Source organism: Nocardiopsis lucentensis DSM 44048 (assembly GCF_000341125.1).
Lineage (GTDB): Bacteria > Actinomycetota > Actinomycetes > Streptosporangiales > Streptosporangiaceae > Nocardiopsis > Nocardiopsis lucentensis.
The window spans coordinates 1-15,221 of the sequence record NZ_ANBC01000425.1 but is presented as its reverse complement, the minus strand read 5'-3'; the positions used below and the strand labels follow the sequence as shown (position 1 = coordinate 15,221).

Here is a 15,221-nt window from a genome sequence, read left to right as displayed (position 1 = left end):
CGGAGCCGGCCAGTCGCCCGCGCGGCCAGCCGGTCCGACGGGCTGGCGCGGGCGCACCGGGACGGGCCCGTGAAAAACAATCACCCTCGGTGGTCGCTCGGCTACGATAAAGGGGTTCGAGTACCCCCGGCCGCCCGGAGTGTGGACGCCGGGGAGGCTGACCGATCACGAAGGTGGGACACGCCCCCGTGAGCAGCACGCCCGTCCACACGGACGCGCCCCGACTCCCGTTCGCTCAGCCCGACCTCCTCCGACTCACCCCCGACCTGCGTCGGCTCCAGGAGGAGGGCCCCCTCCACCGTGTGCGCACCGGCACCGGTGACCCCGCCTGGCTGGTGGTCGACCACGCCACCGTCCGCACGCTCCTGGCCGACCAGCGCCTGGGCCGCTCCCACCCCGAGCCGGAGCGGGCCGCACGCACCGCCGACCACGTCCTCTTCGGCGGCCCCCAGGGCGACCACGTCACCGAACCCGACGAACACCGGTGGATGCGCGACACCCTGCGCCCCTGCTTCTCACCCCGGCGGATGCGCGCCCTGGAGGGCTGGATCGACGCCATCACCGTCTCCTGCCTGGACGACCTGGAGAAGGCCGGACCACCCGCCGACCTCAGGCGCCACGTGGCCGCCGTCGTCCCCACCCGTGCCATCGCCGAGCTCCTCGGTGTCCCGGCCGAGGAGCACGCGGAGTTCGTCGCGCTCGCCGAGGCCGCGGTGGACCCCGCCCGGGCGGCGGAGGGCATGGCCGAACTCCTCGGCTACATCCACCGCCTGGTGGCGCGGAGCGGGCCGGAGCCGGGGGAGGACGTGGTCTCCGCCCTGCGGGGCGAGGGGAGCAACACCGACGAGGCGGTCGTCCGTCTGGCCATGGTGCTCTTCTTTGCCGGGGAGGAGACCACCAAGGTAGCGATGACCACCGGCGTCGCCCAGCTGATGGCCCACCGCGACCAGTGGGAGCGGCTGCGCGCGGACCCCGGGCGGATCCCGGACGCGGTGGAGGAGATCGTGCGCACGATGGGCCGGGGCGGAGGCGGGCTGGTCCGCTACGCGCGGTCCGACATCGAGGTGGCCGGGCACGTGATCGGGGCCGGGGACCTCGTCCTGCTCGACGTCGGCGCCGCCAACCACGACCCCCGCGTGTTCGACGCGCCCGACGGCTTCGACGTCGCCCACCCCGCCGGTCAGCACCTCGCCTTCGGCCACGGCGCCCGCTACTGCGTCGGGGCCCCGCTCGCCCGGATGGAGCTGCGCGTCCTGCTCACCCGCCTGCTGGAACGCTTCCCCGGCCTCAGGTTGGCCGTGGACCCCGGTGAACTGGAAGCCGCACCGGACGTCATGAACGGCACCCTGTCCGGAGGCGTGGCCGCACTGCCCGTCACCTGGTGAGGGACGCCCCCGGCGGTGTGCCGATCAGGTGAGCGGGGCGCCACCCCCGGCGCCGTGGTGAGGTGGCGCGGTTCCCCCCGCCGACACACCGCGTGGCCGTCCTCCGCGCCGTTGACCCGGCTGGGGGACGACGGCACGGAGAGCGCGGCACGGCCGGGATCCGTGCCGCGCGGGGACGCCCTACGCGTGCGGGCCGGACGCGACGCCGGTCCGCGCACCGGAGGCCGGCGGCGGGCCGACCGGGATGAGCCGGTGGGTGGGCGCGGGCGCGCTCTCGTCCACCTCGGACCGGAACTCCCTCCCGTCGTCACGGCACACGAACTGCACGACGTGCCGACCCGCCGCCGCGGCGCGGATCAGTCCGCCCGTGGTCGCCCACACCCCGGACATGTAGAAGTCCTCCAGCCCTGGCAGCCCGGGCCCGTACTTCTTGACCAGCTCCTCCAGCGTCTCGCCGCCCTCCACGAACGGCTGCCAGCCGAGCACGGTCCCGTCCAGGTTGCCGGTGTAGCGCACCTGGGTGAGCGGCGTGGCGACGTCGCGTACCTTGACCGCCTCCCGCACGCCGGGGTGGCGGCGGTCGATGATCCCGATCAGGGCGTCGGCCACCCGGCGCTTGGCGCGGACGTACTCCCGCCCGCGCCGTACCGGCAGCGTGTGCACCTCCCCGCCCCGGTGCATCCGGCTCGACCGCTCGGGGCCGGTGCTCAGCTCGCGCCACGGGGCGATGTCGCAGAAGTACGTCGCGTACACCACGGCCGTCCCCGGAGGCGACAACTCCGGATAGTGGGTGCTGCGGAACTGGACGTTGACGCTCGGGTGCCGGACCCCGAGGAGCGCGTCCGCCTCCTCCTCGGTGAGCAGGTACGTCGTGCACGGGTCGGCGTCGGGGAAATCCTCGCGCAGGCCGAGGAAGAGCGAGAGGTACCCCGGGAACACCATCTCCGGCTCGTGGACGGTCTTCGTGTAGAGCCGGTGGTACTCCGCGTTGAGGTAACGGCCCTTCAGCAGGTCGTGCATGGTCGTGTAGCCGTCGCACGCCGCCACCACGATGTCCGCGAGATGCTCGCTCCCGTCGCTGAGCCGAACTCCGACCGCCCGGTCGTCCTCGACGAGGATCTCCTCGACCCGGGCGTTGTAGCGGATCTTCCCGCCCAGCCGCCGGTACCGCTCCTCGATCGAGCGCGCCAACCCCAGCGAGCCGCCCTCCGGGACCCCCGCCGCGCCGTCGGCGTGCGCGGCGAGCTGGAAGTAGAACGGCAGCACCGGGAAGTTGGGATGCTTCTCGTACAGGATGTGGTTGAACGCCTCCCGCAGCAGCGGCTCGCGGAAGCGTTCGGAGTAGTCGCGCATCAGCACCGTGATCGACCGGCGGATGACGTTGAAGTACGGGATGAACCGCGACATCATCCGCATCCGCTCCACCGGCCCCATCAGCCCCACCGGTTTGAGGAACGGGTACACGCGCAGGCATCGGATGAACTTCCGCAGGCCCCGGCAGAAGTCGCCGATCACCCGGGCGTCGGTGGGGGACAGGTCGAGCAGGTGCGCCTCCAACCGGTCCGGGTCGGAGTAGAAGTACACCTTCCGCCCGTCCCGCCCCCGCACGACGTTGAACACGTCGAAGTGGCGCATCTCCTTGCCCTGGATCGCCCCCAGCTCCAGCCAGATCCGGTGCATCTCGCTGCCCGGTCCGTTGCCGAGCAACCAGCTCACACACCAGTCGAAGGTGAAGTCGCCCTTGTCCCAGGCGGTGCAGCACCCCCCGGGGACCTCGTGCATCTCGAAGATCCGCGTCCGGTACCCGTTCATCCGCGCGTAGCAGCCGGTGGACAGCCCGCCGAGCCCGCCGCCGACGATGATCATCGACTTCCGGGGCCGCGCGGCCGGTCCGCCGTCGGTACGGCCACCTCGTCCGCTCATCGTGTCTCCGCCCATCGCTCGTCCCACGCGTCCAACCGGGGCAGGTCCCCCCACTTGCCCGGATGCCAGGGCTCGCCGCCCTCGCTCTCCCACGCCCGGAAACGCAGCCCCAGGTCACGGCAGAGGAACTGCGCCGCGAACCGGCCGGAGGAGGCGGCGAGGATGAGGCCGCCGCCGCCGAACCACTGCCCGGCCAGGGTCAGCCCGGCCAACCCCGGGATGCCCATCCGGTCCTTGTTGACCAGCCTCGACAGCAGGTCGTCGGCCTCGGTGAAGGACTTCCAGCCCAGGATGCTGCCGTGCCGGTTGCCGGTGTAGCGCTCGGTCGTGACCGGGGTGGCCACGTCCACCAGCTCGATCCGCGCGCCCAGACCCGGGTACCGGTCGTCCAGGAGGGCCCGCACGAAGTCGGCGACCGCGGCCTTGCGCGCCCGGTACGCGCGCCGGTCGGTCGTGCGCAGCTCCTTCCAGTACCCGTAGTCGCTGAAGTAGGTGCAGTGGACGACCGACCTCCCCGGAGGGGCGAACCCGTCCGCGTACCGGGAGCGCAGCTGCACCACCAGGCTGTTCTGTGAGCAGGACGGCAGCCGCGCGGCCTCGTGGCCCGGCAGCAGGTAGGTGGTGCTGTGCGGGGTGCCGGGCGGTAGGTCGCCCTCGAAGCCGACGAACGCCGACACCACCCCCGGGTAGACCACCTCGGGCCGGTGCAGCAGCCGCTCGAACAGGGCGTCCAGCGTCGGACTGGTGTGCTCGCCGCCGAGTAGCGTCTTCAGGACCGTCACCCCGTCGCACGCGCACACGACGTGCTCACCGAAGAGGCGCCGGCCGTCCCTCAGTTCGACGCCCACCGCGCGTCCGCCCTCCACCAGCACCCGCGTGACCCGGGCGCGGTAGGCGATCTCTCCACCCAGCGAGGTGTGCCGCTCGGCCACCGACCGGGCCAGACCCAGCGATCCGCCCTGCGGGAACCCGGCGTTGCGGTGGTGGGCGCTGGCCAGGTTGAACAGGTACGGCAGCACCGGGAACACCTCGTGGTCCTGGAAGAACACGTTGGGCAGCGCCCTGCGCAGCAACGGGTCCTGGAAGCGCGCCGCGAAGTCCTCCATCGACGTGGTGGCGGTCCGCCACATCAGCCGGAACCCCGGCAGGATCTCCCGGGCCGCCCTCAGCCGCTCCTGGGGCGTGCGCAGGACCGGTGGCGTGAGGAACGGGTAGTGATTGAGCCGGACGAACCCGCGCAGGTCGCGGCAGAACCCGCGGATCGGGCGCGCGTCCTGCGGGGACACCTCCAGCAGGTGCGCCTCCAGCCGGTCCGGGTCGTTGTAGAAGACCACTTCCCGGCCGTTCTCGTCCACGATCCGGTTGAAGAACTCGAAGTCCGTGACGGTCTTGCCGTCCAGGGCCCCGAGTTCACGCCATACCCGTGCCGCGTCGTTGTTCCGCCCGCTGCCGGTCAGCCACTCGATCGTGTAGTCGAAGACGTAGCCCTCACGGGACCAGGCCGTGCAGCAGCCGCCGGGCAGGACGTGCTTCTCCAGGACCAGGGTCCGAGCCCCGCTCATCCGGGAGTAGCAGCCGGTGGACAGGCCGCTCATGCCGCCGCCGACGATGAGGACCCGGGGCGGCGTGCCCGGTTCCCGTTCACGGCGGGCCCAGCCGGCGGTCACGGATCCGGACGTGGTCTCAGCGGTCGCCATGGTCGGCCTCCCCGCCCAGGGCCTCGCGCACCAGCGCGGCGTTGAACCCGGCGTTCTCGTCGTCGAGCATGTCGGCGTGCTCGCCTGATCCGGCCAGCACCACCGTGGCCGTGGACGAGGAGCCGTACCAGGACCCCTCCTCGCCCTCCGCGAACAGGTCCGCCTTCTTCTCGTCGGCCACGACCGTGATCCGCGCGGCCACCGTGCCGGTGTTGGGCCTGCGGGCGCAGAACCCGATGTACTCGCGTGCCTGCTCCAGCGTCTCGGCCGCCACCGTCTCCGACCCGGTGTGCCCGCGCATGTGCTCGGACAGTTCGCGCTCGAACACCGCCAGGTGCTCGGGGCCGAACTCGAACTCCTCGCGGACCCGGTAGGCGTCCATGGCGACCACGTCCCGCACCCGGTGACCGCGCCCCTCCAGCTCCTTGGCCACCTCGAAGGCCAGGTTGCCGCCGAGCGAGTACCCGAACAGCCGGTAGGGGCCCTCCACCCGGACGGACTCGACCAGGTCGGCGTAGCGGGCCACCTTGTCGTCGCCCGCCAGGTGGTTGAAGGCCACCAGGTGGTGGTCGCACAGGTACCCGGCCAGTTTCCGGTAGGCCAGCCCGTGGCCCCCGGCGGGCGGGAAGCAGAACACGTGCGGCCGCGCGCCGCCGCGGTTGAACTCCAGGTAGGGGCCCGCCCCGCTGATCCGGCCCGTCACCACCCCCTCCAGGGTGGCCGCCATTCCGTGCAGGGTCGTGGCCCGGAACAGGTGGCTGACCAGGATCGTCGCGTTGAACTCGTGCTGGAGCCGGTGGACCAGCTCGATCAGCAGGACCGACCCGCCGCCGAGCTCGAAGAAGTCGTCCCGCAGCCCGACCTCACCGGTGCGCAGCAGATCCCGCCAGTGCTCCGCCATCCGCGCCTCGTAGAGCGTGACGGGTGGTTCGTGCACGCGGTCCCGGCTCTCCGGTCGCGGCACGGGCAGCGCCGCCGTGTCCACCTTGCCGTTGGTGGTGACCGGCAGCTGCGCCATCTCGACGAACGCCGACGGGATCATGAAGGTGGGCAGGGCCTCGGCCAGGTGGCGGCGCAGCCCCCGGACGTCGAGGACGGTCCCCGGCGTCGGGACGCAGTACGCGCACAGGTCGGCGTTCCCGGACGCGTCGGGACGCACGGTCACCACCGCCTGCTCCAGGGTGGGCCAGGCCGCCAGCCGGGATTCGATCTCCCCGATCTCGACCCGGTGCCCACGCACCTTCACCCGGCTGTCGGCGCGGCCGACCAGGTGCAGGACGCCCGTCGCGTCCCAGTGGACGAGGTCGCCGGTCCGGTACAGGCGCACGGTGCGCTCCGTGTCCCCGTGGTCCACCGTCCGGGTGACGAAGCACGCGGCGGTCTGTTCGGGGTCGCCCACGTACCCCTGGGCGACCCCGGTTCCGCCGACCCACAGCTCCCCGATCACCCCGGGCGGCACGGGTTCGCCGCCCGCGTCCAGGACGTGGACGGTGCCGCCGGGGAAGGGCCGGCCGATCGGCACCGTCCGACCCGGGTCGGCGGCGTCCACCGACCCCTCGAACCAGGTGGTGTCGATGGTGGCCTCGCTCAGACCGTAGGAGTTGACCACCCGCGTGTCGCGTCCGCACAGCGCCCGCAGCCGCAGGTACTCCTCGTTCCTCCACACGTCGGAGCCGACCACCAGCAGCCGCAGGAACCCCAGGGAGCGGCCGTCGCGCTCGCAGTGCGCCATGAGGCCGCGCACCACCGAGGGGACGAACTCCCCGCAGTCCACGCGTTCGCGGACCATCGTGTCGTACAGCAGCGCCGAGTTGAGCAGCAGTTCCCGGGCGGCCAACACCAGGGTTCCGCCCGAGCACAGCGCCCGAACCAGATCGCCGGTGAACACGTCGAAGGCCGGGTTCGCCATCTGGAGGTGGACGCGCGCGTCCTCCTCCAGCCGATAGGCGTCACGCCAGCCCGCGTAGGCCGCGGCCAGGTTGCCGTGGCCGACCCGGACCAGCTTCGGCCGCCCCGTCGACCCGGACGTGGACACCAGGTAGGCGGTCGCCTCCGCGTCCACGGCGTCGTCGGTTCCAGCGGTCCGGAGAGCGCTGGCCGGCACCCGTGCGGCCTCCCGGTTCAGCTCCGCCACCGACACGACCTCCACCGAAGCCCCGGACAGCCGTTGGGCGCCTCGGTCGTCGGTCACGACCAGCCGCGCTCCCGCCGTCTCCGTCAGGGCCGCCAGTCGGTCCACCGGATGGGCGGGGTCCAACGGAAGGTAGGCCGCACCCGCGCGCAGCACCGCCATCACCAGGGCCACCAGGTCCGGTGACGTCGTCAGGCACAGCGCCACGACCGCCCCCCGGCCCACAGCTCGCACGCGCAGCGCGGCGGCGAGCCGTGCCGACCGTTCGTCGAGCTCCCCGTACGTGACCCGGCGCGTGTCACCCGACTCGGTCGGCGCCGACACCGCGACCGCGTCCGGAGCGGCCTTCGCCACGCGGCCGAACAGCACGTGCACGGGCTCCGTCGGCGGCGCGGCCGCCCGGCGTCCGCTCCAGTCGTCGAGGATCAGCCTCCGCTCGGCGGCCCCGAGCATCGTGATCCGCGACACCGGCCGGTCGGACGGTCCCCGCGTCATCCCCTGGAGCAGGTTGACGTAGTGCGACAGCATCCGCCGTACCGTGTCCGGGTCGAACAGGTCGGTGTTGTACTTGAACACGCAGTGGAAGAGCCCGTCGGCCCGCTCCTCGTAGGCGGAGAGCGTCAGATCGAACTGGCCCTCCTCCTCGGGCAGCTCGACGTACTCCAACCGGTACCCGTGGCGCTCCGTGGACACGTTGTGCGTGAGCAGGATGAACATCGCCTGGAAGACGGCGGAGCGGCTGGGGTCGTGTTGCAGCCCGAGCTCCTCCACCAGCAGGACGAACGGGTACTCCTGGTGGTCGAGGCCGCCCAGTACGGTCGCGCGCACCCGGTCGAGCAACTCGGCCACCGACGGGTCGCCCGACAGGTCGGTGTGCAGCGGCAGCGGATTCACGAAGTACCCGTACACCGACCCGAACTCGGGGCTGGTACGGCCGGTCACCGGACTGCCGACGACGAGATCGTCCTGGCCGGAGTAACGCTGGAGGAACAGGTAGTAGGCGCTCAGCAGCACCACGAACACCGTGACGCCGCGCGCCTCGGCCAGCGCGCGCACGCGTTCGCTGAGGTCGGCGTCGAGCGTGAAGAACTCCGAGGCCCCGTTGTTGGTCTGCACCAGCGGACGCGGGCGGTCCGTCGGCAGGTCGAGGGCGGGCACCTCGTCCGGCAGGCGGCCGATCCAGTACTCCCGCGTCCGCGCCGCGTCCGGACCGGCGAGGAACCGGTTCTGGTGGTTGAGGAAGTCCAGGTAGGTGGCCTCGGGGGCGGGCGGCGCGACCGGCCGTCCGGCGCGCAGCCCCTCGTAGACCGCGAACAGCTCCTCGATGAAGGTGAACGTGGAGATCGCGTCCGAGACGATGTGGTGCACCGCCTTCATGATCACCCAGTGGTCGTCCGCCCGGCGGTAGAGCCGGAACCGCACCAACGGGTCGCGTTCCAGGTCGTAGGGCGCGCGGTAGGCGTCCACGATGAGCGCGTGGATCTCCTCCCACGGCCGCCCCCCGACGTCGACGAGGGCGTGGTCGGTCGTGGCCTCCCCGGCGGGGTGGACGCGCTGCACCGCCCGGCCGTCGCGCATGAGGACGTTGGTGCGCAGACACGGGTGCCGGTCCACCACGGCGCGGAAGGCCGCGAACATGGTGTCGGGATCGAGTCCGGCCCGGATCTGGACGGCGCCGCCGATGTTGTAGGCGAACCCGTCCGGGTTGAGCTGTTCGAGGAACCACAGGGCCTTCTGGTTCTGGGTCAGCGGGTACTCCGCGGGGTCGGTGAACACCTCGGCCGAGCCCGAGCCCGCCCCGCCGACAGCGCCGTCGGCCACCAGCTCCGACAGCCGTTCGTGCAGCTCCCCCACCAGATCCCCGATCGACCCGCCGCCGAGCAGGGTGACCACGGGAACGGCCACGCCCACCTCGGCCAGGACCGCCGTCCGCAGCTCCATCGCCAGCAGTGAGTCCATCCCCAGCGAGTACAGGCTCGCCGACGGGTCCACCCGGTCGCCGGCCACGCGCAGGATCCGGGCGACGACCTCCGTGAGCCGGTGTGTGAGCAGGCCGGGGCGATCCTCGGCGGGGGCCGCGGCGAAGGTCTCGGGAAAGCCGGCCGCGCGGTCCGGGCCGTCGCCGGTCCGGGCCGTGCCCGCCTCGGCCAGCCGGGACACCAGGGGCGGCGGAGGGGAGTACCAGGCCAGGAAGGCCGGCCAGTCGACGACCGGGCAGACCAGCAGCTGGGCGCGGTCCTGCTCGATGACGCGTTCGAGCACGGCCATCCCCGCCTCGGGGGAGAGCGAACCCATCCCGCGCGCGGTGCGGTAATGCTCGACGAGCCCGAGTTCCTCGATCATCCCGGTCGCCCACGGGCCCCAGTCCAGGCTGATCGCGGGCAGACCGCGCGCCCGGCGGTGGTGGGCCAGGGCGTCCAGGAAGGCGTTGCCCGCCGCGTAGTTGGTCTGTCCCGCCGTCGTCAGCAGACCGGCGACGGAGGAGAACAGGACGAAGTGCTCCAGCGGTTCGTCGGCCAGGAGGCGGTGCAGCAGGCGGGCCCCCGCCGCCTTGGGCGCGTACACCGCGTCGAACGCGGACCGGTCCATGGCCGGCAGGAGGGTGTCGTCGACGTGACCGGCCAGGTGGAAGAGCCCGCTCAGCGGCGGCGGGTCCTGCGTCCGGCGGGCGTCGAGCCACGCGGCGAGGGCGTCGGCGTCGGTCAGGTCCAGGCGGACCGGTTCGACGTGGGCGCCCAGGCCCTCCAGTTCGCGGACCAACCCGACGTCGCGGCCCGCGCGGGTGGTGGGGTCGGTCGCGCGCCACCGGGAGCGTTCGGGCAGCGGGGTGCGGCCGACCAGGATCAGGCGGCGCGCCCCCCGGCGGACCAGGGTGCGGCACACCAGGCGGCCGAGCGCCCCGAAGGCGCCCGTGACCAGGTAGGCGCCGTCGGCCCGCAGTCGCAGTGGCAGCGGGCGGGGCAGGTCGGTGACCGGTAGGAGGCGGCTGACGTACCGGTCGGCGCCGCGCAGGGCGACCTCGTCGTCACCGGTTTGGCGGGTCAGCTCCGCGAGCAGGCCCGCCGCCTCGGCGCGAAGGCGGTCGCAGGAGCGGTCGCCGTGCGGGGCGGGGCCGAGGTCGAGCAGGGTGCCCCGGCGGTCGGTGAGTTCCTGCTGCCACAGGACGCGGCCCACGCCCCAGGCGGGCGCGCCCAGGGGCTCGACCTCCTCACCGGGGAGCACCCCCTGCGCCCGGCGGGTCACGACGTGCAGGGCGCCGCCGACCCCGTGTCCGCGCAGCGCCTGGGCGAGCGCGACCAGGGAGTAGGAGCCGGTGGAGTGGAAGGCGTCGGCCTCGGTGTCGTCGGCCCTGTCGAACGGCGGGGCGTCCAGGTTCCACAGGTGGACGATCCCGGTCAGGGCGCCGGAGCGTTTTCCGAGGTCGTCGAGGACGCGGCCGAAGTCCTCAGCCGAGTCCGGCGCGACCTCGAAGGTCCGACCGCGGTGACCCGCCCCGTGTCCTTCGCCCGCAGCGCGGTTCCCGTCCGGACGGCGGCCGTCCGGTGCCGGGTTCCCGCGCGCTGTTCGTTCATCACCGGTCCCAGGGGCCCTGCCGATGGCACGGTCCACCCCCGCCTCGGGAGTCTCCCGTGGCGCACAGGCATGGTCCACGTCCCGGTAGCCATCGCCGGGACGGACCAGGTGGCACCGGCCCCCGCGTTCGGCCACCAGCGCGGCGAGGGCGTCGGCCGTGCCGCCCGAGTCGGCCAGGAGGAGCCACTCACCACCCCACCGGTCGGCGGCCTCGGTGGCTTCGGTCGCCGCCGTGGCCTCCACCGCCCGCTCGGGCCCTTCGGCCCCCGCCGTTGCGGTCGCCCCGACGGCGTCGGTGGCCCCCGCGGGCACCCACACCACGTCGGAGAGCCAACCGTCGATCGTGCCCGTGCCCACGGACGTCGGAGCCCGCTCCACGTCGACCGCGCGCAGCCCGGTGACCGCGCCCAGCGGCGTCCCGTCCTCGGTGTACAGGCGGATGTCGCCGGTCAACCCGTCCTCGCCCTCGGCCGTGACGGTCGCGTGCGCCCACACCGGCTGGGCACCGACCGGGTCGAGCAGCATCTCGGCCACGGACACCGGCAGTCGGATCCCGGTGCCCTCCGCCGAGCCGCCCGGCACGCCGTCCACCCCGGACCAGGGCAGTCGGGTCGTCAACAGGGTCTGGAAGCAGGAGTCGAGAACCACTGGGTGGACGTGGTGGTCGGCGGCCGCGTCGCCCACCGCCTCGGTCGGCCGGACGAGCGCCAGCGCCTCGTCGGCGCCGATCCACACCCGTTCCATCCCCCGGAAGGCCGGACCGTAGTGGTAGCCCTGACCGTCCAGGGCGTCATAGCACGTGTCGGCGTCGAGGACCCGTGCGGCGCGTTCCCGCACCGCCTCGATGGCCAGGTCCGGGCCGAAACGGCGGGGTTGGCCGGTACGCACGGTCCCGGTCGCGTGCACCGACCGGCCGTCGGCGGCGCCGGTGGCGACGGTGAAGGACGCGTCGTGCGGTGCGAAGGACACCCGGGCCCGGGTCACGGACCCCTCGGGCAGGAACAGCGCCCGGCGGAACTCGACGTCGGCCAGCCCCGCGTGCTCGCCCCCGCTCAGAGTCCGCGCCGCCTGGACCGCCATCCCCAGGTACCCGGCGGCGGGGAAGACGACGTTGCCCTGGATGCGGTGGTCGGCGAGGTAGGGCATGGCCTCGGTGTCCAGCGACGCCTCCCAGGCCGGGTCCGCGCCGGGCAGCCGTCGGCCCAGCAGCGGGTGGTCCACCCGGCCCAGACGGACTCGGGCGACGCTCCCGGGCTCGGCCCAGTACCGGTCCCGGCGCCACGGGTAGGGCGGCAGGGTGACGGGCGAGCCCCCTGGTTGGAGGGCGGACCAGTCGACCTCGACCCCCAGCCCGTGCAGGGTCGCCAGTGACACGGCCATGCACTCGGCCTCGTCCTCCCGGCGGCGGATCGAGGGCAGGCAGCGGCCCGGGCGGTCACGGGCGTCAAGGCATTCGCGGATCGCGTGGGCCAGGACCGGGTGCGGCCCGATCTCCAGGAACAGGCCATGGCCGTCCTCGATCAGCAGGTCGGCGGCCGCGCGGAAGCGGACGGTACCCCGGACGTTGTCCCACCAGTAGCCGGCGTCCAACTCCGGCCCCTCGGCCCGGCCCTCGCGCCCGGTCAGGTAGAGCGGCACCCCGGCGGGCTTGGGGCTCAGGTCCGCGAGCGAGGCCAGCAGCGCGTCGCGGATCGGGGCCATCCGGGCGCTGTGGTAGGGCACCCGCACACCGAGGAACCGATGGAAGGCGCCCTCGTCCGCGAGCCCCCCGGCCAGCTCCTCCAGGGCGTCGGCGTCGCCCGCGAAGGTGACGCTCGCCGGGGCGTTGACGGCCGCCACCGAGACGCGGTCACCGAACGGGCGGGCGCGCGCGGCCGCCTCCTCCTCGGTCAGCCCCGCCGCCAGCATCGTGCCGGTGCCGACCAGGGTCTGCTGGAGCCGACTGCGGTGCACGACCACGGCGCCCGCCTCCTCCAGCGTGTACACCCCCGCCTCGTGGAAGGCGGCGACCTCGCCGGTGCTGTGCCCGACCACGGCGTCGGGGCGCACCCCCCACGACCGCCACAACGCGGCCAGGCCCACCTGGACGGCGAAGTTGGCGGGCTGGGCCAGCCACGTCTGGTCCATGCGCGAGACGTCCTCGTCGGCGGACATCTCCTCGATGAGGGACCAGTCGGCCAGGCGGGCGATCTGCCGGTCGCACCGCTGGACCGCCGCGCGGTAGACCGGTTCGGTCTCCAGCAGCCGCCGTCCCATCGCCCACCACTGAGGGCCCATCCCGGTGAACACCCACACCAGCCGCCGCTCGTCGGCGCCCAGGACGCGCTCGTCGACCACGCGCGGGTGGGTCTCGCCCCGGGCACGGGCGTCCAGCGCCGCCACCAGGGACTCCCGGGAGGAGTACACCACCGACAGCCGCGACTCCAGGTGGTCGCGCCGGTGGGCGAGGGTGTGCGCGACGTCGGTGAGGTCGGCGCCGCGCTCGGTGAGCTCGTCGCGGATCCCGGCCGCGACATCCGGCAGGGCCCGCGGGTCGCGGGCACTCAGCGGCAGGACGCCGTACCCGTGTGGTCGGCGGGTGGTGGCGGGCGGCGTCGGGGGGAGGGGCCGTTCAGGCGCCTCCTCCAGCAGGACGTGCGCGTTCGTGCCGCCGAACCCGAACGAGTTGACCCCGGCGCGGGCCGGGCCGTCGTGCTCGGGCCAGGGCGTCGCCTCGGTCGGGATCGTGTACGGCAGGGTCTTGGCGTCGATCCCGGGGTTGAGCTCCTCCAGGTTGATCTGCGGGGCGATCACGCCGTGTTTGAGGCTCATCACCGTCTTGATCAGCCCGGCCACCCCGGCGGCGGACTCGGTGTGCCCGATGTTGGCCTTGACCGACCCCACGAAGCAGGGCGCCCCGGCGGGCCTGCCGACCGCGAGTGCCCGGCCCAGGGCGCCCGCCTCGATCGGGTCTCCGACCGGGGTCGAGGTGCCGTGCGCCTCGACGTACTGCAGATCGCCGGGTGTGACGCCCGCCTCGGCGCACACGCGTTCGATGAGCCGTACCTGGGCGTCCGCGTTGGGGACGGTGATCCCGTGGGTGCGGCCGTCCTGGTTGACGCCCGTCGCCGTGATCACGGCGTGTACGGGGTCGCCGTCACGCAGGGCCTCCGACAGCCGTTTGAGCGCGACCACTCCCACGCCCTCGGCGCGGACGTAGCCGTCGGCGGAGGCGTCGAAGGTCCGGGACCGCCCCTCCGGGGACAGGAACCCGCCCTTGGTCTCGGCGATCGTGTACTGCGGTGTCATGTGCAGCAGGGAGCCGCCCGCCAGCGCCAGGGCGCTCTCCCCGCGCCGGAGGCTCTGGCAGGCCATGTGCACGGCCACCAGGGACGAGCTGCACGCGGTGTCGAGGGAGACGCTGGGCCCCCGGAAGTCGAAGCAGTGGGAGATGCGGTTGGAGACCATCGTCATCATGGTCCCGGTCGCGGTGTGCGCCGCCAGGGTCTCGAAGTCCAGGTCGGCGAACTGGAGGATCTTGTAGTCCAGGGTGAAGGCGCCGACGAAGACGCCGACGTCGGCCCCGGCGAGCTCCGACGGTTTGCGCCCTCCGTCCTCCAGCGCCTCCCAGGTCACCTCCAGCAGTTTGCGCTGCTGGGGATCCATGTGCTCGGCCTCGCGCGGGCTGATGCCGAAGAACTCCGGCTCGAACCGGTCGAACCCGTCGATGTAGCCGCCGCGCCCGCCGACCAGGCGGCCGGGCTTGGCCCTGTCCCGGCTGCCGAGCGTGCCGACGTCGTACCGGTCCCTCGGCGTGGGCTCCAGGCAGTCGCGGCCCTCGACCAGGTTTCTCCAGAAGGTGCGGTGGTCGGACGCACGGCCGGGGAAGCGGCAGCCCACGCCGATGATCGCGATCCTGTCGTCGCTGAAGGATGATCCGGGGTCGGTCAGCATCGTTTCCTTCTGGATTGTTGAGCCCGCGTGGTCGCGGCGGGCATGCGCGCGGTGCGATCCCGGAGGGTTCTCCGGGCACGCTGATGCTTCGGAGACGTCCATTGTCAGAAGAATGGCGCACCTGTGTCGCGTGCACTTTCCCCGGACGTGGTGTTCCGTTGAATGGGCATGGGTGCGGCCGGTGTGTTCAGGCCGTTCTGGGTGTGGGGCGGTGGTGGTTTCGAGGGTTTGTGCGCTGCTGGGCGGGCTGGCTGGACCGCGCTCTGCCGCGATCGTCACGGCGATTCGAAAAGTACCAGACCAAGCCGCGGCGCGCCCGGAGTCTGAATTCGTTTCGTCCCGGCGTGTTGATTTTGTGTGCTTGTTGAATCGGGGATTCGGTGGAACGGGGAGTTATGTGGACAATTAAAGGTCGTAATTCCACCGGTTAAGGACATGGCCGGATCGGGGGAGTCGCGACCGGGCCACGGGAACGGCTCGCACCGGACCGCGTCGGTGAGGGAGGCGAGGGCCCGGGAGACCCCCGGAACCGGAACACGAAGCGGGCCGCCCGGAGGAGATCTCCTCCGGGCGGCCCGT

At 73.0% G+C, this 15,221-nt stretch carries 4 protein-coding genes; 1 reads left to right on the top strand and 3 read right to left on the bottom strand.

The window, feature by feature from the left end; translation table 11 throughout:
* The first annotated feature begins 188 nt into the window (after positions 1 to 188).
* The gene (locus D471_RS0115065) at positions 189 to 1,385 is read left to right on the top strand and encodes a cytochrome P450 (RefSeq protein ID WP_017599382.1); all 1,197 of its coding nucleotides are present in this window, start codon (positions 189 to 191) and stop codon (positions 1,383 to 1,385) included.
* Positions 1,386 to 1,565: 180 nt separating this feature from the next.
* Here the strand turns inward: D471_RS0115065 and D471_RS0115060 are convergent, their stop codons facing one another.
* From D471_RS0115060 to D471_RS0115050, 3 genes are read right to left on the bottom strand one after another with little or no spacing between them, the layout of a single operon-like run.
* Entirely contained in the window at positions 1,566 to 3,308 is a 1,743-nt protein-coding gene (locus D471_RS0115060) for a phytoene desaturase family protein (RefSeq protein WP_206538946.1), read from the bottom strand.
* Entirely contained in the window at positions 3,305 to 5,005 is a 1,701-nt protein-coding gene (locus D471_RS0115055) for a phytoene desaturase family protein (protein WP_017599380.1), read from the bottom strand. The genes D471_RS0115060 and D471_RS0115055 overlap by 4 nt, the downstream gene beginning before the upstream one ends.
* Positions 4,992 to 14,642 (bottom strand): non-ribosomal peptide synthetase/type I polyketide synthase, encoded by a 9,651-nt coding sequence (locus D471_RS0115050; protein ID WP_017599379.1) that lies wholly within the window; start codon positions 14,640 to 14,642, stop codon positions 4,992 to 4,994. The genes D471_RS0115055 and D471_RS0115050 overlap by 14 nt, the downstream gene beginning before the upstream one ends.
* Positions 14,643 to 15,221 lie beyond the last annotated feature (579 nt).